The organism is Streptomyces sp. NBC_00637, assembly GCF_045161545.1.
Lineage (GTDB): Bacteria > Actinomycetota > Actinomycetes > Streptomycetales > Streptomycetaceae > Streptomyces.
The window spans coordinates 7,924,053-7,947,152 of the sequence record NZ_CP109046.1; the positions used below are offsets into that span (position 1 = coordinate 7,924,053).

Annotated in this window: 21 protein-coding genes and 1 pseudogene; 9 read left to right on the plus strand and 13 right to left on the minus strand. The window is 73.2% G+C overall.

Annotated features, from left to right (window positions below; translation table 11 throughout):
* Window positions 1-8: 8 nt before the first annotated feature.
* The 4 genes from OG440_RS35015 to OG440_RS35030 all read left to right on the plus strand — a co-directional run bounded on the left by OG440_RS35015 (window position 9) and on the right by OG440_RS35030 (window position 2,873).
* Window positions 9-491: a MarR family winged helix-turn-helix transcriptional regulator gene (locus tag OG440_RS35015; RefSeq protein ID WP_406010766.1), complete on the plus strand. Its 483-nt coding sequence runs from the start codon at window positions 9-11 to the stop codon at window positions 489-491.
* Window positions 488-1,339, plus strand: coding sequence for an ABC transporter ATP-binding protein (locus OG440_RS35020; protein WP_406010767.1), 852 nt, complete (start codon window positions 488-490; stop codon window positions 1,337-1,339). The genes OG440_RS35015 and OG440_RS35020 overlap by 4 nt, the downstream gene beginning before the upstream one ends.
* Window positions 1,299-2,159: an ABC transporter permease gene (locus tag OG440_RS35025; protein ID WP_406010768.1), complete on the plus strand. Its 861-nt coding sequence runs from the start codon at window positions 1,299-1,301 to the stop codon at window positions 2,157-2,159. Before OG440_RS35020 ends, OG440_RS35025 begins: the two co-directional genes overlap by 41 nt.
* A 192-nt stretch (window positions 2,160-2,351) precedes the next feature.
* A complete protein-coding gene (locus OG440_RS35030) occupies window positions 2,352-2,873 on the plus strand; it encodes a hypothetical protein (protein WP_406010769.1) in 522 nt (173 codons plus the stop codon).
* A 42-nt stretch (window positions 2,874-2,915) separates the two neighbouring features.
* On the opposite strand, the gene hemC is transcribed toward OG440_RS35030, so the two are convergent.
* From hemC to OG440_RS35070, 8 genes are all read right to left on the minus strand, one after another.
* Complete coding sequence (gene hemC / locus OG440_RS35035; RefSeq protein WP_406010770.1) at window positions 2,916-3,851, minus strand: hydroxymethylbilane synthase; 936 nt, start codon at window positions 3,849-3,851, stop codon at window positions 2,916-2,918.
* Between the two features lie 129 nt (window positions 3,852-3,980).
* Window positions 3,981-4,448, minus strand: coding sequence for a GNAT family N-acetyltransferase (locus OG440_RS35040; RefSeq protein ID WP_406010771.1), 468 nt, complete (start codon window positions 4,446-4,448; stop codon window positions 3,981-3,983).
* Window positions 4,445-4,963 (minus strand): hypothetical protein, encoded by a 519-nt coding sequence (locus tag OG440_RS35045; RefSeq protein WP_406010772.1) that lies wholly within the window; start codon window positions 4,961-4,963, stop codon window positions 4,445-4,447. Before OG440_RS35045 ends, OG440_RS35040 begins: the two co-directional genes overlap by 4 nt.
* Window positions 4,964-5,042: 79 nt before the next feature.
* The gene (locus OG440_RS35050; RefSeq protein ID WP_406010773.1) at window positions 5,043-5,819 is read right to left on the minus strand and encodes an NPP1 family protein; all 777 of its coding nucleotides are present in this window, start codon (window positions 5,817-5,819) and stop codon (window positions 5,043-5,045) included.
* 155 nt (window positions 5,820-5,974) lie between these two features.
* Window positions 5,975-6,955 (minus strand): ATP-dependent DNA ligase, encoded by a 981-nt coding sequence (locus OG440_RS35055; RefSeq protein ID WP_406010774.1) that lies wholly within the window; start codon window positions 6,953-6,955, stop codon window positions 5,975-5,977.
* Between the two features lie 82 nt (window positions 6,956-7,037).
* Entirely contained in the window at window positions 7,038-7,235 is a 198-nt protein-coding gene (locus tag OG440_RS35060; RefSeq protein ID WP_406010775.1) for a hypothetical protein, read from the minus strand.
* Window positions 7,223-8,374 carry a histidine kinase gene (locus tag OG440_RS35065; RefSeq protein ID WP_406010776.1) on the minus strand — a complete coding sequence of 384 codons (1,152 nt, stop codon included), beginning with the start codon at window positions 8,372-8,374 and terminating at the stop codon, window positions 7,223-7,225. The genes OG440_RS35060 and OG440_RS35065 overlap by 13 nt, the downstream gene beginning before the upstream one ends.
* A gap of 164 nt (window positions 8,375-8,538) precedes the next feature.
* Window positions 8,539-9,630: a zinc-binding dehydrogenase gene (locus tag OG440_RS35070; RefSeq protein ID WP_406010777.1), complete on the minus strand. Its 1,092-nt coding sequence runs from the start codon at window positions 9,628-9,630 to the stop codon at window positions 8,539-8,541.
* Between the two features lie 713 nt (window positions 9,631-10,343).
* Here OG440_RS35070 and OG440_RS35075 point away from each other — a divergent pair.
* The 4 genes from OG440_RS35075 to OG440_RS35090 all read left to right on the plus strand — a co-directional run bounded on the left by OG440_RS35075 (window position 10,344) and on the right by OG440_RS35090 (window position 14,029).
* Window positions 10,344-11,054 (plus strand): response regulator transcription factor, encoded by a 711-nt coding sequence (locus tag OG440_RS35075; protein WP_406010778.1) that lies wholly within the window; start codon window positions 10,344-10,346, stop codon window positions 11,052-11,054.
* Window positions 11,055-11,372: 318 nt separating this feature from the next.
* Window positions 11,373-12,605, plus strand: coding sequence for a cytochrome P450 (locus OG440_RS35080; protein ID WP_406010779.1), 1,233 nt, complete (start codon window positions 11,373-11,375; stop codon window positions 12,603-12,605).
* 54 nt (window positions 12,606-12,659) lie between these two features.
* Window positions 12,660-12,863 (plus strand): ferredoxin, encoded by a 204-nt coding sequence (locus tag OG440_RS35085; protein ID WP_406010780.1) that lies wholly within the window; start codon window positions 12,660-12,662, stop codon window positions 12,861-12,863.
* Entirely contained in the window at window positions 12,860-14,029 is a 1,170-nt protein-coding gene (locus OG440_RS35090) for an NAD(P)/FAD-dependent oxidoreductase (RefSeq protein WP_406010781.1), read from the plus strand. The genes OG440_RS35085 and OG440_RS35090 overlap by 4 nt, the downstream gene beginning before the upstream one ends.
* Window positions 14,030-14,089: 60 nt before the next feature.
* Here the strand turns inward: OG440_RS35090 and OG440_RS35095 are convergent, their stop codons facing one another.
* Together OG440_RS35095 and OG440_RS35100 are read right to left on the minus strand one after the other, a co-directional pair.
* Window positions 14,090-15,139: a YncE family protein gene (locus OG440_RS35095; RefSeq protein WP_406010782.1), complete on the minus strand. Its 1,050-nt coding sequence runs from the start codon at window positions 15,137-15,139 to the stop codon at window positions 14,090-14,092.
* A gap of 111 nt (window positions 15,140-15,250) precedes the next feature.
* Entirely contained in the window at window positions 15,251-16,981 is a 1,731-nt protein-coding gene (locus OG440_RS35100) for a hypothetical protein (protein ID WP_406010783.1), read from the minus strand.
* A gap of 96 nt (window positions 16,982-17,077) precedes the next feature.
* On the opposite strand from OG440_RS35100, the gene fes reads away from it, so the two are divergent.
* Window positions 17,078-18,349, plus strand: coding sequence for an enterochelin esterase (gene fes / locus OG440_RS35105; protein ID WP_406010784.1), 1,272 nt, complete (start codon window positions 17,078-17,080; stop codon window positions 18,347-18,349).
* Here the strand turns inward: fes and OG440_RS35110 are convergent.
* The 3 genes and pseudogenes from OG440_RS35110 to OG440_RS35120 all read right to left on the minus strand — a co-directional run.
* Window positions 18,330-22,229 (minus strand): amino acid adenylation domain-containing protein, encoded by a 3,900-nt coding sequence (locus OG440_RS35110; protein WP_406010785.1) that lies wholly within the window; start codon window positions 22,227-22,229, stop codon window positions 18,330-18,332. The two genes, fes and OG440_RS35110, sit on opposite strands and share 20 nt — an antisense overlap.
* Window positions 22,226-22,414 carry a phosphopantetheine-binding protein gene (locus OG440_RS35115; RefSeq protein ID WP_406011547.1) on the minus strand — a complete coding sequence of 63 codons (189 nt, stop codon included), beginning with the start codon at window positions 22,412-22,414 and terminating at the stop codon, window positions 22,226-22,228. Before OG440_RS35115 ends, OG440_RS35110 begins: the two co-directional genes overlap by 4 nt.
* A gap of 48 nt (window positions 22,415-22,462) precedes the next feature.
* Window positions 22,463-23,089: pseudogene (locus OG440_RS35120) on the minus strand (isochorismatase family protein); the annotation flags it as partial.
* Window positions 23,090-23,100 lie beyond the last annotated feature (11 nt).

Consider the following 23,100-nt stretch of genomic DNA (forward strand, 5'->3'; position numbering starts at 1 on the left):
TCACTCGTGTGGATCAGGAGCGGTGGGACCAGCAGACGGACCGGGAGACGTTCCCGGAAGAGCTCGCCGACGCACTCGTCGGCGTCCAGCGACTGCTCAGACGGCGGCTGCGGGCCGGTCTGACCCTGCCGCGGCTGCGCGGCGCCGAGGTCGAGCTGCTGCGCCTCGTCGAGGCCCGGCCCGGCATCGGCGTCTCCGACGCGGCCAAGGAGCTGTACCTGGCGGGCAACTCCGTCTCGACTCTCGTCAACCAGCTGGTCAAGGACGGTTACCTCATCCGCGAGACCGACCCCGCCGACCGGCGCGCCGCCAGGCTCCTGCTCACCGACGCGGCCGAGGCCCGCCTGGGGGCGTGGCGGGAACGTCGCGCCGCCCTCGTCGGCCGGCATGTCGCCCGGCTGGACGCCGCCGACCGGGAAGCCCTGCGCGCGGCACTCCCCGCCCTGCGCGCGCTCGCCGTCAACCTGCACGAGGAGGCCGAGGAGTCATGACGACCGACAGCGCCACGGACGCCGTCGCCTGCACCCGGCTCGCCTACGCCTTCGGTGACACGAAGGCGGTCGACGGGCTCGATCTGACCGTCCGGGAGGGTGAGGTCTTCGGCCTGCTCGGGCCCAACGGAGCCGGCAAGACCACCGCCATCCGCTGCCTCACGACCCTGCTGCCGGTCCCGTCCGGCATGGTGCGGGTCTTCGGCCACGACGCGGCCGGCGACCGCATGGCCGTACGGCGGCTGCTCGGCTACGTCCCGCAGCAACTCTCCGCCGACTCGGGGCTCACCGGCAGGGAGAACGTCTCCCTGTTCGCCCGCGTCTTCGACGTGTCGCGGCGCGAGCGCGCCGAACGCGTCGACCAGGCGCTGGGCGCCGTCGGCCTCACCGACGCCGCCGACCGGCTCGCCGGCACCTACTCCGGTGGCATGGTCCGCCGTCTCGAACTCGCCCAGGCGCTGGTGAGCGCGCCCCGGCTGCTGATTCTCGACGAGCCGACGATCGGTCTCGACCCGATCGCCCGAACGGGTGTCTGGGAGCACATCACCGCCGTACGCGAGGCCACCGGCATGACCGTCCTGGTGACCACGCACTACATGGACGAGGCCGACCAGTACTGCGACCGGGTCGGCCTGATGCACCGCGGCCGGATCCGCGCCCTCGGCACCCCGGCCGAGCTCCGGCAGGGCCTCGGCGAACGACGACGCGCCGAGGGCGCACCGACCACGGCCCCGCTGCCGACCCTGGAGGACGTCTTCCGGGACGTCGCCGGCAGCGGCCTCGACGAGCAGGCAGGAGATTTCCGCGATGTCCGAAGCACCCGCCGCACCGCTCACCGCGTCGGCTGACCACGCCCGCCCGCAGAACATCGACCTGCTGCTGCGGCCGCCCCGGCCCCGTGTCGGCTGGCGGCTGGTGCCCGCCCGGGTCGCCGCCCTGTGCGCCGTCGAACTCCAGAAGCTGCGCCACGACCGCACCGAGCTGTACACCCGGGCGGTGCAGCCCGCCCTGTGGCTGCTGATCTTCGGCCAGACCTTCACCCGCATCAAGGCGATCCCGACCGACGGCATCCCCTACATCGACTACCTGGCGCCCGGCATCATCGCCCAGTCCGCCATGTTCATCGCCATCTTCTACGGCATCCAGATCATCTGGGAGCGGGACGCCGGCGTGCTGAACAAGCTGCTCGTCACACCGACCCCGCGCTCCGCGCTGATCACCGGCAAGGCCTTCGCGGCCGGTCTGAAGTCGGTGATCCAGGCGGTGGTCGTGGTCGTCATCGCCGCCCTGCTCGGCGTCGCCCTGACCTGGAACCCGCTGAAGCTGCTCGGGGTCGCCGCGATCGTCGTCCTGGGCTCGGCCTTCTTCTCCTGCCTGTCGATGACCATCGCGGGCATCGTCCTGAGCCGCGACCGCCTCATGGGCTTCGGGCAGGCGATCACCATGCCGCTGTTCTTCGGCTCCAACGCGCTGTACCCGGTCGACATCATGCCGGGGTGGCTCCAGGCCGTCAGCAAGGTCAACCCGCTCAGCTACGAGGTGGACGCGCTGCGGGGGCTGCTCCTCGGCACGCCCGCGCACCTCGCCCTCGACTTCGGGGTGCTGATCGTGGCCGCCGCGCTCGGCGTCGCCGCGGCCTCCTCGCTCCTGGGCCGGCTGGCCCGCTGACCCCCGCCCGGGAACGTGATGTGCGGCACGCCCGCGACAAGCCCTGTCGCGGCGTGCCGGCGGATTCTTCCTGCGCACGGCTTGATCAGCGATCAAAAGGGATGAATTCCCTGGCCACAGCGCATTCTGCTCATTTGACAGTGCGATCGGCGCACGGATAGGAAGCAGCCGGTAGAAGTCGAGAGGTGGACTGTGTACGAGCCGAACGTGGTCGGGGACTGGCAGGAGTACGACGAGTATGCCGGTCTGCGGGTCAGCGTCCACCGTCTGGAGCAGAGCGAGCCGCCCAGAGGACGCGACGACGCGGCCGAGGGGCTGACGTACTTCTGTCTGCGCGTCACCGTCGAGAACCGGGGGGCCAAGCACTCCACGATCCACCTCGAGGACGGCCAGATCGACGTGCGGCTGGGCTCCGAGGGCGAGAGCGCGTTCATCGACTGGCGCAACTCGCAGTTCATCGAGGGCTTCGACGTCTATCCGCTGCGCCGGGCCACCGCCGTGCTGTACGCGGCGGGACCCGAGGCGTCGCTCGGCCAGGTGGACGTCCAGATCCAGCTGCGGGTCGACGACGACTGGGCCGACCGCCGGCTGTGGACGGGCGGCATCGGCCTGGCCGAGGAAAGCGCCGGGGCGCCGGCCGGCGCGGGACGCGACAGTCTGGCCCGGCAGGTCAGCAACTTCCTGCGCGACCAGGCCGAAGAGGGCAGCGCCTGAGGGGTGCCGCGCCCTTCGGCGGGCCGCCGGTCCGCCGGACGGTCAGCGCGGGATGCCGTCGATGATCTCGCGCGCGCCCTGACGCAGCAGCGACACCGCCACCGACGTGCCGAGCGTCGCCGGGTCCAGTCGGCCGGCCCACTCGTGGGCGTTCAGCCGGGTCTTCCCGTCCGGGGTGAACACGCAGGCGCGCAGGGACAGTTCGCCGCTTCGGTCCACACGCGCGAAGCCCGCGATCGGACTGTTGCAGTGCCCCTGGAGCACATGCAGGAACATGCGTTCGGCCGTGGCCTCCCGGTGGGTGGCCGGATCGCCCAGTCCGCTGACGACGTCGATGACGTCGGTGTCGCCCTCGCGGCACTGGAGGGCGAGGATGCCCGCGCCGATCGGCGGCATCATCGTCTCCGGCGACAGCACCTCGGTGATCACGTCCCGCCGGTCGATGCGCTCCAGTCCGGACACGGCGAGCAGCAGCGCGTCGGCCTCGCCCGCCGCCAGCTTCTCCAGCCGCCGGTTGGCGTTGCCCCGGAACGGCACACATTGCAGGTGGGGATGGGTGGCGGCGAGCTGGGCGATCCGGCGCACCGAGGAGGTGCCGATCCGCGTCCCGGCCGCGAGCTCGTCCAGGGTGCGGCCACCCGGGTGAACGAGGGCGTCGCGGATGTCGTCCCGCCGCAGGAAGGCGGCGAACACCGTGCCCGCGGGCAGCGGCCGGTCCGCCGGCACGTCCTTGACGCAGTGCACCGCGAGATCCGCCGCACCGGCCAGCAGCGCCGCGTCGACCTCCTTGGTGAAGGCGCCCTTGCCGTCGACCTGGGACAGGTCGCCCATCCACTTGTCGCCGGTCGTCTTCACGGGGACGACCTCGGTGCGCACACCGGGATGCAGGGAGGCCAACTCCGAGCGCACGCGCTCCACTTGGGCCAGCGCCATGGGCGAGTCACGGGAGACGATACGGATCATTTCCGGAACGGACATGCGGGACACGATAGACCCTCGTGGACCGTGCGCCGTGCCGATGGTCGGTTTCGGCCACCGGCGGCCGGCCCGTCGAAGCCGGAGCCCGCAGGGAACCCGGTCGAGTGGCGATCGGCCGTTCGCGCCCCGTCAGGAGCGCACGTCGAGTACGAAGCGCCGCTTGTCGGTGCCGAGCGCGCCGAGGCGGGCGTAGAAGCGGATCGCCCCTTCGTTCCAGGCCGGGGTCTGCCACTGCACCTCGCTCATGCCCAGACTCCTGGCCCGGGCCGCCACGGCCTCCACCAGCAGGGCGCCCAGCCCCAGGCCGCGATGGCCGGGAGTGAGGAAGAGACAGTCCATGACGAGGTACTCGCGGCCCTCCCAGGTGGCGAGCTCCGGCGCGCAGGTCGCGTAGCCGACGACCTCGCCGTCCGGCAGTTCGGCGACCAGGCAGTACATCCGGGGAGCCGGGGTGTCGAAGAGCAGCCGGGCCAGCCGCTTCGCGAGGTCCGGCACCGGCGGGGCGGCACGCTCGTACTCCGCGTGCTGGGCGCACAGTTCGGCGACACGCGGCAGATCGGACCGCTCGGCCTCCCGGACCCGTGCGACGGCGCTCACCTGACGTCCCCCTCGATCGTGTCCGCGCCCCAGCCGGCCAGCCGCTCCACGAGGGGACCGGTGCCGTCCAGCACGTGCCGCGCGAAGGCGTCGCGCTCATGGGCCAGTACGGCCGCCTCCCACACACAGGGGGCCAGGCCCGACCGCCCCGGCCGCAGGTCCTTCGGCCGGTCCGCGGGACCCGTGAACACCGCCAGGTCCGCCATATGGCCCTCGATCCAGGTGTGGACCAGGAGGTAGTCCCCGTCGCCGCCCGCGTGCGCCAGGACGACGGCGAGCCCGAGCGAGCCCCGCGACGGCCCGAGTTCCAGATGGCCGGCGGCGACCCGCAGCGCCTCCCGGGCGGCGGGTTCCGTCACCGTCCGTCCCGGGGCCTCCAGCGCGTACGCCTTGACCAGGTGCCCGGCGATCCTTTGCGTCCCCAACGGCCGTGCGACGCGGGCGTGATGACTGTCGGCGAGGGCGAGCAGCTCCTTCGCCGGTACGGCCGGCGGCAGTTCGTCGTGAAGATCCATCCGGACATCATGGGGGCGTGGCGGCGCCGCCGTCCACGGTCGGGGACCGCGCACCCCGGCCGTGGACGGCGGCCGGGGCTCACGCGGCCGGGTCGAAGGCGATCCCGGACGGCTTCGCCGAGGAGAGGTGGTTGGTGAAGTTGGCGTCCTTCAGACCGAAGTTGGCGCTGCCGAAGTTGTACGCGCTCAACTTGTCGCGCAGGCCCGCCGGGTAGCCGTTCCAGCCGACCAACGGCGGGTACTGCCAGGTGCCCTTGTGGTTCTCCGGCGGCTCGTCGTTGGTGTTCGCGAGCCGGAAGCAGTGGGTGCCGATGCCGTCCTTGTGATAGACGATCTTCGCGTGCGTGCCGTCGAAGCGGACGCCGGAGGCCGCGGTCACCGTGAACGAGCCGTGGTTGGACGTCGAGACGTACTGGACCTGGCCGTTCTGCACCCAGATCACGACGTGCTCCCAGTCGTTCCGGTGCCCGCCTATGCTGCTGCCCGCCAGGGCCTGGTCCTTCTCGAAATAGAGGCCGTACAGGTACGCGCACCAGCCGTTGTTGCACTTGTAGCGCGAGTAGCTGTTGGTGTTGTCCAGGTCGGAGGCGTCCCGGCAGCTGCCGTTGAGGGCGCCGGTCGGGTTCAGTCCGCCGTTGATCGTGCCGTCGGGACCGATGGCGGGCGTCGAGTAGCAGCCGTCGGTGTCGTAGTCGAACGCGGGCTGGTACGTCAGCTCGGCGGCTTCGGCGTTGGACGGCAGCGCCGTCGGCGGGGCGGCGAAGGCCGCCGACGGGAGGGCGAGGACGAGCGCGGCGGCACCGGCGAACCCGGTGAGCCACCTCCTCCGGTGGACCTTGAACTTCGGTGACGACACTGCGTCCTCCTCGGGGTTTCGGGCGCAGCCGAACGGCTGTGTGGGGAGAGGGAGTTGAAAAGCAGCTCAGCTTCCCGGGTTTTCCCCGCCGCGCCAAGAGGCCGCAGGCGTATCAGTGGTGAAGCACGGCCCAATACTTGGCTGCCGGGGGGAGGTCAGGCGGAAATGTCCGGCAGGTCCGCCGCCGACTCCTCGGGCGTCAGGTCCGGTCGCAGCCGGAGCCAGGACGGCTGGCGCAGCAGCCCCGCCCGGGTCCGCGTGCTGTACCGGACCTCGCCGACCAGCCGGGGCACCACCCACCGGGCGCCCGGCGCCCGCGGCACGTCGTCGAAGGGGCACGCGTCGGTCGCGGCGGCCCGCAGCAGGGCCGCGAGTTCGACCCGCTCGGCCTCGCTCCAGCCGGTGCCCACCCCGCCGACGTACCGCAGTCCCGTCGCGGCCCGCTGCCCCACCAGGACGGCGCCCGGCAGCCCGGTCAGCCGGCCCTTGCCCGGCAGCCAGCCGCCGACCAGGACGTCCGCGACCCGCATGTTCCGGATCTTGATCCAGGCGCGGGAGCGCACCCCCGGCTCGTACGCCGAGTCCAGACGCTTGCAGACCAGCCCCTCCAGACCGTGGGCGCGGGTCGCCTCCAGCGCCTCGCGCCCGTGCCCGACCAGGGCGCCCGGCGTCGACCAGGACGGGCCGTCCAGCGCGAGCGCCTCCAGCCGCGCCCTGCGCCGCGTGTACGACAGCGGTAGGAGGGACCGCCCGCCGAGATGGAGCACGTCGAACAGCACGAGGTGCACGGGAGCCGTCGCCGCCAGCCGTGCGGCCTTGCCGGGCGCCTGGACCAGGCCCATCCGGGACTGGAGCAGCTGGAAGTCGGCCCGGCCCTGTCCGTCCAGGGCGAGGATCTCGCCGTCGAGTACGGCGGGCGTGCCGCCGAGCGCTTCGCCCAGCGGCCGCAGCTCGGGATAGGCGCGGGTGATGTCCTCCCCCGAACGGGCGCGCAGGGTGACGCTCCCGTCTCCGGCGAGGTACACCACGGCGCGCTGCCCGTCCTGCTTGGTCTCGTAGGCCCAGCGCGCGTCCTGGGCGACGGGCGGCAGCCGGCCCGGGGTGGCGAGCATGGGGGCGATGAGAGGGAGGGTCACGGGTGAGTTGTGGACGCCGCCGGGCCGCGGCACGCGGAAGAGGCCGCGGTTTCGCCTGAACGGCGCTGTGCCGGTCGTGCGCTCAGCGGTCGCCGGGCAGCGGCTCGGGTACCCGGACGAGGCCCGACCGGAAGGCGATGACGACCGGCTGGGCGCGGTCCCGGGCGCGGAGTTCCGTCATGGCGCGGTGCACATGGGTGCGCACCGTCAGGGGGCTGTGGCGCGGGGAGGGCCGCCCGCCCCGACCGTCGCTCGACGGGCCGGCCCTCACCACACGCACGGCAGCTCCACCTGGATCACCGTGGGCCCGCCCGCAGGGCTCGTCACCCGCACCGTCCCGTCGAGCGCGGCGACCCGGCGCCGCATGCCCGGCAGCCCTGTTCCGGCGCTCTCGTCGACCCCGCCGCGGCCCTCGTCGCGCACCCGCACGCTCAGCCCGGTCCGCGAGCGGGCCAGCACGACCTCGGCCCGGTCCGACCCGCTGTACTTGGCGGCGTTGGTGAGCGCCTCGGCGATCACGAAGTAGGCGGCCGCCTCCACCGCGGCCGGCGCCCTCGGCTCCTCCGCGAGCCGGTCGGTCCGCACGGTCACCAGCAGTCCGCTGCCGCCCGCCAGCGCCCGCACGGCGCCCACGAGCCCGCGGTCGGTGAGGATCGGCGGATGGATGCCGCGTACGACGTGCCGCAGTTCGGTCAGTGCCGCCTCGGCCTGGTCCTGCGCGTCGGAGAGCAGTCTGCGCGCGGTGGCGGGGTCGGTTCCGTACGCCCGGCCGGCCAGTCCGATCCGCATCGACAGGGCGACCAGGCGGGCCTGGGCGCCGTCGTGCAGGTCCCGTTCGATGCGGCGCAGTTCGGCGCCGTGCGTGGCGACCGCGTCCGCCCGGGTCGCGGTGAGCTGCTCGACCCGTCTGGCCAGCAGCGCTTCGGGGGAGGGCCTGAGCAGGGCCGTCGACCAGCCCGCCTCCAGGTCGGCGAGCCGGCCGAGCAACGGCAGCGCCATCGCCTCGCGGCCCAGCAGCCCGCGCCGCACCCCGTCGACCAGCAGGCCGGCCGGCCACAGCGGCAGCACGAGCACGGTCAGCCATCCGTAGGCGTAGTACGCCCCCATCCAGCGCAGATCGGTGAGCGTGCCGGGGTCCCCGACGGACGTGCGCAGCCGCTCGCGCAGCGGGCCGGTGACCGCCTGGTACGCCTCCGGTATCTCCCGGCCGGTCCAGGACGCCGTCAACCGCCGCTTGGCGCCGGCGATCCGGCGGATCAGCAGCACGGTCTCGGGCAGCAGCCAGATTCCGACCCCCGTGACCGTGCCGGTGGCGGCGATCAGCAGGACGGTGATGAAGAGGTACGACCCGAAGGCCATGGCGGCGGCCAGGAAGAGGTGGACCGTGGCCCGCGCCGCCTGCCGCAGGGTCGCGCGCATGGGGTGCCGTTCCTGTCGTGAGGAGAAGCGGGGGAAGGGGGGACGGGACGGTGGGGGAGGGGCCGTGGGCCGAGGGGGGCGGGTCGAGGGGGCCCGGACCGCCGGCCGGGGGACATTCCCGAACCGGTGGCCGGCAGACACCTACGCTCCGGCGGCCCGCGGGGTCACGCGGACCGTCGGCCCCGCGTGCGGAGGTCCCGGTCGTCCACGAGGTCCTGGTCGTCCAGCGTGACGACGACCTTCTCCGCCGCGCCCGGGGTCAGGGCCAGTTCGAAGGCGCGGCCTGCCTCGGAGAACGGGACACGGTGGCTGATCAGCTTGGCGAACCGCTCCTGGTGTTCGACCAGTTCCGGGGTCACCTCGAAGATCTCGGTCGGGTAGCCCTGGGAGGCGATGAGGGTGAGTTCGCTGCGGAGCATGCCGCCGAGGTCGATCTCGCCCTTCTTCTGCACGGCCACCATGACCAGCTTCGCGTGCCACTTCGCCGACCGCACCACGGTGTTGAAGACGGCCGGGGCGCCGGCCGCGTCGATGAAGATGTCGGTGCCCGGACGGGGCTGCCCGAGGGCGTTGGCGCTCTGCCCGTGCAGTGCGGTCAGCCGTGCGGCCACGTCCTCCTCGGCCGAGTCGATGACCGCGTCCGCCCCGACGGCCAGTGCCTTCTCCAGCCGGGAGGGGATGACGTCGGCGACCACCACGTGCCGCACGCCGCGCAGCTTCAGCCAGATCGCCACGCCCAGACCGATCGGTCCGGCACCGAACACGACGACCTTGTCGTCCGGCCCCGCCTCGGAGCGGTTGACGGCGTGCCGGGACACCGCCATCGGCTCGTTGAGCGAGGCCACGTCGAACGGCACGGTGTCGGGGAAGACGGCGACGCTCTTGCCGACCTCGGCGTTCTCGATCAGCAGGTACTCGCTCATACCGCCGAACTTCCCGCCGCAGCCGATGATGCCGGTGGGCGCGTCCTGCGGATTGACGACCACGCGGTCGCCCACCCTGAGGCCGTCCACCTCGGCGCCGACCTCCACGACCTCACCGGCCGGCTCGTGGCCGAGCGCCACGGGGAGAAGCTCGCCGCCCAGATGGGCCCGGGCGGGCATGCCGCCCATGTGCAGGAAGGTGACGTCGGTGCCGCAGATGCCGCAAGCGCGGATCCGTACGAGCGCGTCCTTGGGCCCGGGCACCGGCCGCTCGACGTCCACGACGTCGATCTTGCCTGCACCGCCGGTCCGGACGGACTTCATCGTGCTCATGAGGGGGCCTTTCTCGCTGGAGACAACTCGGTCGCTCGGTTGCCCGGGGCGGTTCGGGGGACCGCGACCCCCCACGGGGCGGCCGAGCGTGCGTGCAGGTCGGAGGCGTCCCGGGGCCCGGCGCCTGGCGGGTGGGATGCCGGCTGCCGGGCCCGGGGACCGCGCCGATCCCCGTCCCCACGGGTTCGGCGGCCGGGAGCCACACTCCGCTCAGGGCGGCTCCCGGATTGCTTGAGTTAGGCAACCACATCTCGATTACTTGAGTCAAGCAAGCGTTGCGCCCCGCGCACCGTTGCCCGCTGATTTGCTTGAGTTAGGCAACCATAAGAGTAAGGTGGGGTCATGTCCCCCGCGCAGTCGGCGCCGCCGCCCGCCTCGCCCGCGCCGGTCGAGAGGGCGCGTGCTCTCACCCGGGTCTCCCTTCCGGGCTCCCGTGTCCGGCGCCACGGCCGGCTGAGCATGCGCACCGGTTACCCGGCCGACGGTGCCCGTCCGCAGATCGGGCCACCGTCCGGTGGACGTCTTCCTGGTTCATCCCGCCGACGAAGGGCACGCCTTTGATGCCGGCACGAAGACACCCACGCGGCGACGACGGTCGGGTCGCTCCCGGGGGCCACCGGGGTGTCGCCGCATCCGGCGGGCCGTCGACCCGTCGGCTCGCCCCGCCACCGGTTCCGCCCGTGGGTGTCGGTCCGGGGGAGGGGTCGTCACCTGTGAGGGGCAGACCCTCGCTCGCCCGGGGTGCCGGTCAGTCGGTCCTGGTCGTCGTGGGTGAGCCGGATCTCGCCGAACTGCTCGCCACCACCCTGGAACTGACCGGCTACCGGGTGGGCCTCACGGGCACGGCCGCCGAGGCGCTGGCCCGGCTCGGCGCCCACCGATTCGATCTGCTGGTCGTCGACACCGCCCTGCCGGACCTGACCGGGGCCGACGCGGTGGGCCGCCCGGTGATCGCCCATCGGCCGCCGGTCCTCTACCTCGCCTCCTACGACTGCCTCGACCGGATCGTGCCCGAACTCGGCCTGGGCGAGAAGGATTACGTCACCAAGCCGCTGCGGGTTCCCGAGGTGCTGACCCGTATGCGACTGCTGCTGCGCGGCACGTCCGCCGGTACCGCCGGTGGCGCCCCCGGCTACGGGGACCTGGTCCTCGACGACACCCTGTGCCGGGCCCGGCGCGGCGCCCGCGACCTCGACCTCACGCCTGCCGAGTACCGCCTGCTCCGTCACCTGCTCGGCAACGCGCACCGGGTGCTGTCGAAGGAGCAGATCAGCCGGTACGTCTGGGGCGACTTCCGGGGGGACAACGCGATCGAGCAACTCGTCTCCCGGCTGCGGCGCAAGGTGGACCGGGAAGCGACCGCGCTGATCCATACCCGGCGGGGCTTCGGCTACTGGCTGGGCAAGGAGACCGGCGAGAGCTGAAAACCGATGGAGCAAACACCGAGGTCGTGAGGTGTCACCCTCGGCGGGCGGCGTCGCGAGCGTGCGGCGCCGCCCGTCGACGTGTGGGCGGATTTGCTGAGTGCCCATCAAATAGTTCTGCACTGAACCGAGTTACGTGACCATTTTGCGGCGACCGCCCGCGCCGACACGTCATGTGATCCACGTCACGTCAGGTTCTCGTCAGGTGACTGACCGGCAGGCGTCAGGCCCCTCTGTTTGCATGTGCTCATCGAGGCCTCGACCCCCTTCCCCCCCGCCGCTCCGACCCCACCGGAGCCCCCCACCCCGAGGAGAGCCATGGCCGACATCCTGACCGGCCCCGCCCCCGAAACCCCGGACCTGGTACCCGAGTTCCCGATGCCCCGGGCCGCCCGCTGCCCCTTCGACCCCCCGCCCGCCCTGAAGGAGCTCCAGGAGCGGGCGCCGCTGACGAAGGTGAGGCTCTGGGACGGCAGCGAACCGTGGCTGGTGACCCGCTACGCCGACCAGCGGGCGATCATGGGCGACCCGCGGGTCAGTGCGGATACCGACAGCCCCGGCTACCCGACCAAGGCCTCGCCCGACGCCGGCGAGGGCAAGCTCAGCTTCATCATGATGGACGACCCCGAACACGCCCGGCTGCGCCGGATGGTCACCGCGCCGTTCGCCATCAAGAAGATCGAGGCCCTGCGGCCCGCCGTCCAGCGCATCGTGGACGACCTGATCGACGATTTGCTGGCGGGCCCCCGACCGGCCGACCTGGTCGAGCGGTTCGCGCTTCCGCTGCCCTCGCTGGTGATCTGTGAACTGCTCGGCGTGCCCTACGACGACCACGCGTTCTTTCAGGAGAACACCAAGACGATGGTCCACCGGGACGCCACCCCGGAACAGCGCGGCCGGGCCAGTCGTGAGGTCGCCGGATACCTGGCCGGGCTCATCGGCAAGCGGATCGCCGAACCGCGCGAGGACCTGCTGTCGAGCATCGCCGGGCGCGTCACCGCCGGTGAGATCGACCACGGGCAGGCCACCGAGATGGCGTTGCTCCTGCTGATCGCGGGGCATGAGACCACCGCGAACATGATCGCGCTCGGCTCCCTCGCCCTCCTCGAGAACCCCGACCAGCTCGCTCTGCTCCGCGAGAGCGACGACCCGAAGATCGTCGCCTCCGCCGTCGAGGAGCTGCTGCGCTACCTGCACATCACCCACCTGGGGCGGCGTCGCGCGGTCACCGAGGACATCGAGATCGCCGGGCGGGTCCTCCGCGCCGGCGAGGGCGTGATCATGGTCAACGAGATGGCCAACCGGGATCCCGACGTCTTCCCCGACCCCGACCGGCTCGACCTCACCCGCGACGCCCGCCGCCATGTCGCCTTCGGTTTCGGCATCCACCAGTGCCTGGGCCAGCCGCTGGCCCGGATGGAGCTCCAGGTCGTCTACGGAACCCTCTACAAGCGCCTGCCCGGACTGAGGTCGGCCGTCCCGCTGGACGACGTCCGCTTCAAGCACGACGCCTTCATCTACGGCGTCCACTCCCTGCCCGTGACCTGGTGACGGTTCCCGTCCCGCAGCCCGACCACGACAGAACGTGAAGAAGAGGGGAACCCCATGAGCGCACCCAAGGTGGAGCTGGAAGCCGACAAATGTGTCGCCTCCGGGCAGTGCGTGGTCGCCGCCATGCAGATCTTCGACCAGGACGACGACGGCATCGCGATCCTGCTGGAGGAGCGTCCCGCGCCCGAACACCTCGACGACGTCCGCGAGGCCATCGCGGTCTGCCCCGCCGCGGCCATCCGTATGGTCGAGCGGTGAACCGGATCGTGGTCGTCGGAGCCTCGGCCGCCGGACTCGCGGCGGTGGAGACCCTGCGCCGTGAGGGCTGCACCGGCACCCTCACGCTCGTCGGCGACGAACCCCATCTCCCGTACGACCGGCCGCCGCTGTCCAAGCAGGTCCTCGCCTCCGCATGGGGGGAGGACCGGCTCCGGCTGCGTCCGGCTGCCGATCTCGCCGCCCTCGACCTCGACCTGCGGCTCGGCGTCGCGGCGACCGGCCTCGACGCCGCCGGGCGCCACCTGCGGCTGGCCGACGGCAGCGAAGTACCGTACGACCGGCTGATCCTGGCCACCGGCGTCCGTCCGCGCCGGCTGCCCGGCGAGGGCGCGCATGTGCTGCGCACCCTGGAGGACGCGCTCACCCTGCGGGAACGGCTGCTGCCGGGGCGGCACCTGGTCGTCGTCGGCGCGGGGTTCCTCGGCGCGGAGGCGGCCGCCGTGGCCTGGCGGCTCGGGGCGCGGGTCACGCTGCTGGAACCGGCGGCGGTGCCGCTGGCCCACGCGGTCGGGGCCGAGGTCGGACGGGTCCTCGCGCAGGCCCACCTCGACCGGGGTGTACGGCTGCGCTGCGGGGTCACCGTCACCGAGGTGACGGAGGACGGCGTACGGCTCGACGACGGCGAGGTCGTCGAGGCCGACGAGGTGCTCGTCGCGGCCGGCTCGCTGCCCAACACCGACTGGCTGGCCCGCAGCGGTCTGACCGTGGGCGACGGCGTGGTGTGCGACGCGTACCTGGAGGCAGCCCCGGGCGTGTACGCCGCCGGGGACGTGGCCCGCTGGTACAACCCGCTGTTCGGCACGTCCATGCGGATCGAGCACCGCACCAACGCGGCCGAGCAGGGCATGGCCGTCGCCCGCAACCTGCTGCACCCCGACGGCCGTAAGCCGTTCGCGCCGGTGCCGTACTTCTGGTCCGACCAGTACGACATGAGGATCCAGGCGTACGGGTTCCTGCGCGGCCACGACGAGGTCGCCGTCGTCGAGGGCGACCTCGCCGAGCGCCGGTTCGTGGCCGCGTACCGCACCGGTGACCGGGTGAGCGGTGCGCTCGCGGTCGGCATGCCGCCCAAGGCGATCCGGCTCTGGCGGGGGCTGATCGCCGCCGGCGCGACCTGGAGCGAACACGTGCGCGTGCCGGTCTGACGCGCGCCACCACCCAGGGGCCCCGGCAGGCGGTGCGAGCCTGCCGGGGCCCGGTCGTGTCTAGTGCCCGAGGCGGATCACGGTCACCTGGTCCTCGCCGCCGGCGCCCGCGCCCGACTTGTCGACCACGTAGGCGACGCCCTCGGCCACCTCGACGTGGTTGGGGTTGGCGCCCGTGGCCACGGTCTCCTCGACGACGCCCGTGCGCGGGTCGACGACCGTCGCGGTGGCGGCGGTGCGGTTGACCACGACGACATCGCCCGAGCGGTCGTCGGTGGCGACCGACAGGGTGCCCGCGCCGGTGGCGACCGACCTGGTCACCGTGCCGGTACGGAGGTCGACGACCGAGACGCCGCCCGCCGTCTGGTCGGCCGTGTACGCCGTACGGCCGTTCCTGGACAGGGAGATGGAGATCGGGCCGTCACCGGTCGGGATGAGACGCGGGGTGCCGGAGGCGCGGTTCACCTCGATGATGCGGTCGTTGGAGAGGTCCGCGGCGTACACCGTGCCGGTCTTCTCGTCGACCGCGAGACCCGCCGGGCCGGAGCCCTCGACCGTGACGCGCTTCTTCTCCGTGAACGTCCTGGAGTCGTACGCGACGAGGGCGCCCGCGCCGAACGCGGAGGCCCACACCGTGTCGTGCTTCTCGTCCACGACGATCTCACGGGCGTGCGCGACGTCCGCCAGTGTGGCCAGGTGCGCGCCGGTCCGCTGGCTGTAGACGGCGACGGTGTTGCTGCGGGTGTTGGTCACCCAGACGGTGTTGTGCTCGTCGTCCACGGCCACGCCGTACACCGCCTCGCGGGCACCGGTGGTGGCGTCGAGGACCGGCGGGAGAATGGTCTGCTCGACCGTCAGGGTGTCGGGGTCGACCTTCAGCAGACTGGTGCTGGTGGCCGCGCGGCCCACGGCGGTGGTCACCCAGAGCGCGTCGTTGCGCTCGGAGTACGCCGACTGGTACTGCCCGGCCGCCAGCGGCAGGGTCTTCGCGGAGAACGCCGTCGCGTGGGCCGACGCGGTCCCCGCCAGCGCCAGGGTGCTGCCCGCGGTGAGGGCCACGGCGATCGCCGCCGAGGCCAGGGTGTGACGACGGCTGATACGAGTGGTCATGATGGATGTGCTCCCTTGTGTGCGGTGTCGGTGAGGAGGGATCCGGGGTTCCACCCCGGCTGGCACGGAACGTGCCGGAGTCCGTGGGGGTTCTGGGGGCTCCGGGGCCCGTCAGTCGCCGGAGCCGGCCGCGACGGGGCGGCGGCGCACGACGAACAGCGTGGTGGCCGCGGCTCCGGCGGCGCCGCCGGCCGCCGCGGCGGCCGCGGACCAGGCGATGGTGGCGTAGGAGACGGGGGCTTCCAGCGAGGCCGCCGCCGCGAGGGTGCGCTCCTCCGTCGCGCCGGACGCGTCGGCCGACGAGGACGACGACGCGGAACCGGCGTCGGCCGCGCCGGTCACGGTGAACGCGACCTTCAGCGAGGTCGGCGGGTTCGGGGCGAGGAAGCGCAGCCAGTGCGCGCCGGTCGACGTGCCCGCGGGGACGGTGACGTCACCCTCGTACGAGCCCTGTGCGTCGGCCTTCCACTGGCCGAGGATGCTCTCGTCGTCGAGCTTGACGGTGACCGTCTCGCCGGCCGGGAACTTCGTCACCTCGAAGTGCAGTGTGCCGCCCGCCTGCACCTGGCTGGCGGTGATCTCGGCCTTGGCGCCTGCCGAGTTGGTGGCGGAGGCCGGCTCGCCGGACGCGGCCGGTACGGGCGTCGCGGACGCTCCCGTCGTGCCGTCACCAGTGGTGGGGGAGGACGTGGCGGCCGACGAGGACGTGACGGTGAAGGACGCCTTGAGGCTGGTCGCCGGGTTCGGAGCGAGGAAACGGAGCCAGTGCGCGCCCGCCGGGGTGTCGGCGGGGACGGTGACCGTGCCCGAGAACGTCCCGTCCGAGCCGATGCCGCCCTGCCACTGACCGATGATCTCCGCGTCGTCCAGCTTGACGGTCAGTTGCCGACCGGCGGGAAAGCCGCTCACCCGGAAGGAGACCTCGCCGCCGGCGGCGACGCGTGTTCCCGCGGTGAGGGAGACCGACGGGGAGGACGAGTCGGACGAGCCGGATCCCCCGACGGAACCCGAGCCCCCGGTGGACGTCGAACCACCGGTGGAGCCCGTGCCGCCGGAACCGCTGCCCCCGGATCCCGAGGAACCCGAGCCGGTGCCGCCGCTCCCGCCCGTGCTGCTCCCGCCCGTGCCGCTGCCGCCGTCGGCCGCCGTCACTTCGAGGTCGGCCTTGAGGCTGGTCGCCGGATCCGGGGCCAGGAAGCGCAGCCAGTGGGCTCCGGCCGAGGTGGAAGCGGGGATCGTCACCGAGCCCGCGAAGGTGCCGTCCGCGGCGACCGCCTTGCCGAACTGGGCGAGGATCGACGTGTCGTCCAGCTTCACCGTGACCGTCTGGCCCTCGACGAACCCCGACAGGGTGAACGCCACCTTGTTTCCCGCCGTGACCGAGGCGCCGCCGGTGAGCTTCACCGCGGGTACGGCGGAGGGGCTGGGCGTGGGGGAGGGGGACGCCGTGGTCACCGTGAGGTCGGTGCTCCTGACACTCGTCTGCGGGGCGAGGAACCGCAGCCAGTGCCCGGCGCCGGCGCTCGTGCCCGCCGGCACGGTCACCGCCCCGGCCGCGATCCCGTCGTCGCCGATCGTGAACTGCCCGAGCAGGGTCGCGTCGTCGAACTTCACGCTGAGCGTGCCGCCGGCCGGGAACCCGGCGACGGCGAACGACACCTCGCCGCCCGCCTGGACGGTGTCCGTGCCGAGCGTGACGGCGGGCGAGACCGCGTCGGCGGCGAGCGCCACGGCGGCGTGCCGCTCCCCGGCGACGGGCAGGGCCACGGCCAGCGCGCCGAGCCCGAGGGCGGTTCCGGCGGTGAGCGCGAGCACCCGGCCGCCGATTCTGTGAGAGGTCATGAGAACTGCTCCTGGCAGATGAGAGAGATGTGCCGCACGGCAAGCGGGAAGACGGTGAAGTTAGGCTTGCCTTATCGAATGAGGGAGTCTGTTGGTATGTCCTGGTCCGCGCCGCCCGAGGGCGCCCCGCACCGTCCGCCCCGGCTGCCGAGACCCCACCCGGTTCCGCGCCTCACACGGCCGGTCTGCGCGCTGCCCGCCCCGGACGGCGTCGAGGAGTTCTGGGCCGAGGTCCACCGGCGCGGGACGCCCATCGTCGGACCGGATCCGCAGGGCGGCGAGGACCATCGCGCCGTCACCTGGCTGTGGCGCGGCACCCCGGCCACCCGGGCCGTGCAGGTCCTGCCGAACAAGCTCGGCGATCCGCGCGCGCCCGAGGACAACCTGATGGAGCGCGTCCCGGGCACCGACGTGTGGCACTGGACGCTGCGGCTGCGGCACGACTGGCGCGGCACCTACGACCTGTACGTCGACGAGGGCGACGGCCCGGACCGGGATGCGCCGGGGAGCCCGGCCCACTGGCAGTGGCTGCGCACCCGAAGGCGTCCCGACCCCTTCAACCCCCGTTCGCTGCCGCACCGTTGGGACGGCACCCCGGTGCCGTACGCCGAACTGCCGGCCGCTCCCCGGGCGGTGGACTGGGAGCCACGACCGGACGTCGCCCGGGGCACGGTCACCGAGCACACGGTCCCGAGCGCCCTGCCGGGCGGCGCCCGCCGGTGCTGGCTGTACCGGCCGGCGGGCACGCGGGGCCGGCCGGAACGGCTTCCGGTGCTGGTGCTGCTCGACGGCGAGCACTGGCAGCCGCGGCTCGGTGTGTCCCGGCTCCTCGACAACCTCATCGCCGACGGACGGATCCCGCCGACGGCCGCCGTCCTGCCGGAGTCCGTCGACGAGCCCACCCGCTGGCGTGAACTCGCCTGCCGTCCCGAGTACCTCGGCTTCCTCACGGACGAACTCCTGCCGTGGGCCGCGAAGTCCGTCCCGCTGACCGACGATCCGGCGCGTACCGTCATCGCCGGCCAGAGCCTCGGCGGGCTCACCGCCGCCTACGCCGCCCTGGCCGCCCCGCACCGGTTCGGCAACGCCCTGGTGCAGTCCGGCTCGTTCTGGTGGCCCGTCGGCCCGGAGCCGGAGTGGCTCACCCGGACCCTGGCCGAGGGTGTCCGGCCTTCGGTGCGGCTGCGGCTCTCCTTCGGCGAGCAGGAGTGGGTCGCACTGCCCGCCGCCCGCCGACTGAGGGACGCCCTGCGGGCCCTCGGCTGTCACGATTCCTCCTACCGGGAGTTCAACGGTGGTCACGACTACCTCTGCTGGCGCACGGAACTGGCCGACGGACTGGTGGAGCTCATGCGTCCAGCTCCTTGAGCCGGGCGGCGAGTCGGGCGGCGACCTCGTCCAGAGGGCGGCCGGCCATCAACTGGGGGTGGGTGCAGTCCACGTCGTGGTTGACGATCACGCCGCTCACATGCGGCCGCCAGGCCTCCCGGCTCAGCCAGTCCTCGGCGCGCGGGGCGGCGGCCGTGAAGAACAGCAGGTCGCCCTGGAAGACCCGGTGCCGGTGCTCGCGCATCATGCGGGCGTGGTTCGGCACGATGTCGACGATCTTCGACAGCGTGTGGTCGGACAGTCCCGCCAGCGGGCTGCCCGCCCGGCGCAGAGTGGCCAGGACGTCCTCGCGGTCGCGCTCGCCGGTGCGGTCGAAGCCGGCCATCCGCAGGACTGCGGTGAGGGCGTCGCCCTCTTCGGGCGCCGGCCGCTCCCGCCACTGCTCGGCCGGGAACGCGTCGAGCAGCGCCAGCAGTTCGACCTCCGCGCCGGCCTCCTGGAGCAGGACGGCCACGGCATGCGCGAGGATCCCGCCCACCGACCAGCCGATCAGCCGGTACGGCCCTTGTGGCCGGATCTCCCGGATCCGCCGGGCGTAGTCGGCCGCCTCCTCCAGCAGCGTCGACGGCAGCGGCTCGTCCCCGGCCAGGCCGCGCGCCTGGACGCCGTACACCGGCTGGTCGGGCCCCAGGCGTGCGGCGAGGCCCGCATAGCACCAGGCCAGCCCGCCCGCGGGATGGATCGCGAACAGCGGTGCCCGTCCGCCCCGTACCCGCAGCGGCAGGACGACGTCCAGGGCGTCCCGAGCGGCCGGTCCCGCCGCCTCGATCCGGCCGGCGAGCGCGGCCGGGGTCGGTGCCTCGAAGAGCGAACCGATGGTCAGCTCGGCCGCGCACTCCTCCCGGACCCGCGCCACCAGCCGCACCGCGAGCAGTGAGGTGCCGCCCAGATCGAAGAACGCGTCGTCGGGTCCGACCCGTTCGACGCCGAGCACCTCCGCGAACAGCCGGGTGAGGACCTCCTCCCACCCGCTCGCCGGGAGCCGTCCCGCTCCACCCGTCCCGCCCGCGAAGACCGGGGCGGGCAGTTCACGCCGGTCCAGCTTGCCGTTGGGACTCAGCGGGAACGACTCCAGGACCATGACCACGGCCGGGACCAGGTGCTCCGGCAACTCCCGTGCCAGCGCCGCCCGTACGGCCACGGCGTCGGCGTCCCCGGTGACATAGCCGACGAGCCGGTCCTCGACGACCGCCGCGCAGGAGGCGTCGACGTCCGGAAGAGCCGCCAACGCGGCCTCCACCTCGCCGAGTTCGATGCGCTGCCCGCGCAGCTTGACCTGGTGGTCGGTACGTCCGAGGTACTCCACCTCGCCGTCGGCGCTCCAGCGGGCGAGGTCGCCCGTGCGGTACATACGGCCGCCGGGCGGCCCGAACGGGTCGTCGACGAACCGGGACGCGGTCAGCTCGGCGCGGCCGAGATAGCCGTCCGCCAACTGCACGCCCGCCAGGAACAGTTCACCCGGCACGCCGGGCGGGCAGGGCTGCCCGGCCGCGTCCAGGACGTACAGCCGGGTGTTCCACACCGGCCGCCCGATCGGCACCGGGCCCGTCCCGTGCGGCGCGCAGGCGTGGAAGCTGACGTCGACGGCCGCCTCGGTCGGCCCGTACAGGTTGTGCAGTCCGACTCCCGGCAGCGCGCGCCCGAAGGCGTTCGCCGTCTCGCGGGGGAGCGCCTCGCCGCTGGCGAACACCCGGCGCAGCACCGCACGGCAGTCGGCCGCGTCCGGCTCGGCCAGGAAGACCTGGAGCATCGACGGCACGAAGTGGCAGGTGGTGACGGCCTGTTCGCGGATCAGCCGGGCCAGGTACGCCGGGTCCCGGTGCCCGCCGGGCTCGGCCACGACCAGCGTCGCCCCCGTCCTGAGCGGCCAGAAGAACTCCCACACGGACACGTCGAACGACGAGGGTGTCTTCTGCAGGACCCGGTCGCCGGCGTCCAGGGCGTACTCGTGCTGCATCCAGCGCAGCCGGTTGTCGATCGCCCGGTGCGACACGACCACGCCCTTGGGCCGGCCCGTGGAACCGGACGTGTAGATGACGTACGCCGGGTGGGCGGGGGTGAGGGCCCGGGCGGGGGTGACGGCCGGCCGGTCGGAGAGGTCCAGCCCGTCCAGGCACACGACCGGCGTGGCCCCGTCGGGAAGCCGGCCCGGGCGGTCGGTGACGGCGCACACCGGGGAGGCGTCGTCGAGCATGTACGCCAGCCGGGGCGCCGGGTAGTCCGGATCCAGGGGCAGGTAGGCGGCGCCCGCCTTCAGTACGGCGAGCAGGGACACGATCAGGTCCGTCGAACGGGGCACCGACACCGCGACCGACGACCCAGGCCCGGCGCCGAGGCTCTGGAGGTGATGGGCCAACCGGTTGGCGCGGGCGTCGAGTTCGGCGTACGTGAGGGAGGTGGCGCCGTACACGAGCGCGGCCGCGTCGGGAGTGCGGGCGGCCTGTGCCTCGATGGGCCCGATGAGGGTGGTGGCGGGGACAGGATGGTCCGTGCGGTTGAACTCGTCGAGGACCAGCGCCCGTTCGCCCGCGGTGGCGATGGCGTGGGCGCCGAGCGGCAGATGCGGGTCGCTCGTGGCCAGTCGCTCCAGCAGCCGCAGGAACCGCTCCTGGTGGGCGGCGAGACCGGCGTCGTCGTAGAGGGCGGGGTTGCCGTCGTGGTCGACGCGCAGGCCGCGGCCGTCGGCACGGTCGTAGACGTTGACCGTCAGATCGTCGACCGGACCGGCGGACAGGTTGCGGGCCCGCGCCGGGGTGCCCGCGAAGTCCACGCCGTAGTCGAACGGCATCACGTTGACCAGCGGGCCCACCAGGCCCCGGCTCTCACCGAGCAGCCCCAGGTCGCGGCGGATGTCCTCGTAGCGGTAGCGCTGGTGGCGGCGCACCTCACGGATGCCCAGCACGACCTGCCGCACCAGGTCGGCGAAGGTCGCCCCGGGGGAGACGGCGAGCCGCAGCGGCACGACGTTCATCACCATGCCGGGCACCCGCAGGGCCACCGAGCCCATCCGGCCCATCAGCGGCAGACCCAGCACCACGTCCGACTGCGCGGTCGCCCGCGAGGTGTACAGCGCCTGCGCGGCGATGAACACGTCCGGCCAGGTCGCCCGGAGCCGGGTGGCCACGCCACGGAGGGTGTCGGTGACCTCGGGGGCCAGGTGCGCCGTCCGGCGACGGAACGTCCGTGACGGCAGCGCCCCGCGCCCCGCGAGCCGGGGTGCCTGCGGGCGGTCCCCGAACGCCTGCGTCCAGTACGCGCGGTCCGTGGCGAAGGCCGCCGAGGAACGGTAGGCGGCGTCGTCCGCGACCAGGTCGGCGAGCCGCCCGAAGGAACGGACGGGCGGCTTCGCGCCGCGCGCCAGCGCCGAGTACACCTCGGCGGTACGGCGCACCAGCAGGGAGTAGCCGAAGCCGTCCATGACCAGATGGTGGATGCGCTGGTACCACAGCCAGCGCTGGTCGTCGCCGCCCACGCGGAACAGAGCGTGCCGGAACGGCGGCCCGGCCGTCAGGTCGCAGTGCTCGGCCAGGTCGGCGCGCATCCAGGCGTCGGCCTCTTCCTCGTCGCGGACGTCGAGCAGCGTGAGGGGCGACTCGACGGCGTCCACGACGCGTTGGCGCGGCCCGTCGGGCGTGTCCTCGATCCGTACCCGCAGCGACTCCGCCTCCCGGGCGACCCGCCGCAGCGCCTCGGCGAACAGCGCCGGATCGATCGGCCCGTCCAAGCGCAGACACTCGGCGGTGTTCTGGGCGGGGCTGAGCGGGTCCAGGGCCTGTGCGAACCACATGCCCGACTGGGCCGCGGTGAGCGGCAGCGTCTCCCGGGAGACGTCGGCGGTGCGGGGCGGCGTCGCGCTCATGCGGTCGCCCCCAGCAGCGCGGCCCACGCGTCGACGGCGGGCCGCTCGGCCAGGTCGGCGAAGTCCGCGGTGACGGCGTGCTCCCGGCGCCAGCGTTCCAGGAGGGCCATGACGCGCACCGAGTCCAGGCCGTGGTCGAGGAGGTTTTCGTCGACGGGGATGTCCGCGGGTTCCTCGCCGAGCACGTCGGCGACGTCGGCGCGGATCCGGTCCAGGGTCAGGGGCGGTCCGGCCTCCTCGAACAGCGCGTCGGTGGTGGTGACGAACGCGCAGCGGCCCGCCGCCCAGCGCAGCGCCATGTCGTGGTCCGCGCGGGAGAAGTCGGCGACGGCGTCGGCGACCACGAACGCCTGCACGTCCCGCATCCACGCGTCGCAGGCGCTCATCAGCACGCCGATGTGCGCGTACACGCCGGCGATCACCAACTGGTCGCGGCCCGTGGAGCGCAGCAGCTCCGCCAGCCCGGTCCGCACGAACGCGCTGTACTTCCATTTCGTGAGCAGGGTGTCGCCCGGCTCGGGCGCCACCGCGTCGGGCACCGCGAGCGCGACCGGGTCGTCCGCCACGCCCGGGCCCCAGAAGTCGAGCTGGAGCCCGCGCTCCTCGGCGCTCTGGCCGCCGCGCTGCACCGAGTAGGCGACGGGCACGCCGAGCCCGCGGGCCTCCTTCGTCAGCCGGGCGGTGTTGGCGAGCATGCCGGTCAGCGGCTGCTCGTCCGCCGGGAACGCGGAGAGGAAGTGCTGCTGGAGATCGTGCACGAGCAGTACGGCGCGGGCGGGATCGGCTTTCCAGGTCACCCGGTTGTCGGGCAGCTCGTGGGCGGACGGCAGCGGATAGGGGGAGATGGCGGGAAGTGCCATGGGAACAGGGG

Bases quoted from the DNA above. Each gene is read 5' to 3' on its own strand.
- hemC (WP_406010770.1), bottom strand. From the start codon at position 3,851: ATGTCCGTTCCGGAAATGATCCGTATCGTCTCCCGTGACTCGCCCATG.
- OG440_RS35025 (WP_406010768.1), top strand. From the start codon at position 1,299: ATGTCCGAAGCACCCGCCGCACCGCTCACCGCGTCGGCTGACCACGCC.
- OG440_RS35065 (WP_406010776.1), bottom strand. From the start codon at position 8,374: ATGCGCGCGACCCTGCGGCAGGCGGCGCGGGCCACGGTCCACCTCTTC.
- OG440_RS35095 (WP_406010782.1), bottom strand. From the start codon at position 15,139: ATGACCACTCGTATCAGCCGTCGTCACACCCTGGCCTCGGCGGCGATC.
- OG440_RS35100 (WP_406010783.1), bottom strand. From the start codon at position 16,981: ATGACCTCTCACAGAATCGGCGGCCGGGTGCTCGCGCTCACCGCCGGA.
- OG440_RS35085 (WP_406010780.1), top strand. From the start codon at position 12,660: ATGAGCGCACCCAAGGTGGAGCTGGAAGCCGACAAATGTGTCGCCTCC.
- OG440_RS35080 (WP_406010779.1), top strand. From the start codon at position 11,373: ATGGCCGACATCCTGACCGGCCCCGCCCCCGAAACCCCGGACCTGGTA.
- OG440_RS35045 (WP_406010772.1), bottom strand. From the start codon at position 4,963: ATGGATCTTCACGACGAACTGCCGCCGGCCGTACCGGCGAAGGAGCTG.
- OG440_RS35020 (WP_406010767.1), top strand. From the start codon at position 488: ATGACGACCGACAGCGCCACGGACGCCGTCGCCTGCACCCGGCTCGCC.
- OG440_RS35070 (WP_406010777.1), bottom strand. From the start codon at position 9,630: ATGAGCACGATGAAGTCCGTCCGGACCGGCGGTGCAGGCAAGATCGAC.
- OG440_RS35110 (WP_406010785.1), bottom strand. From the start codon at position 22,229: ATGAGCGCGACGCCGCCCCGCACCGCCGACGTCTCCCGGGAGACGCTG.
- fes (WP_406010784.1), top strand. From the start codon at position 17,078: ATGTCCTGGTCCGCGCCGCCCGAGGGCGCCCCGCACCGTCCGCCCCGG.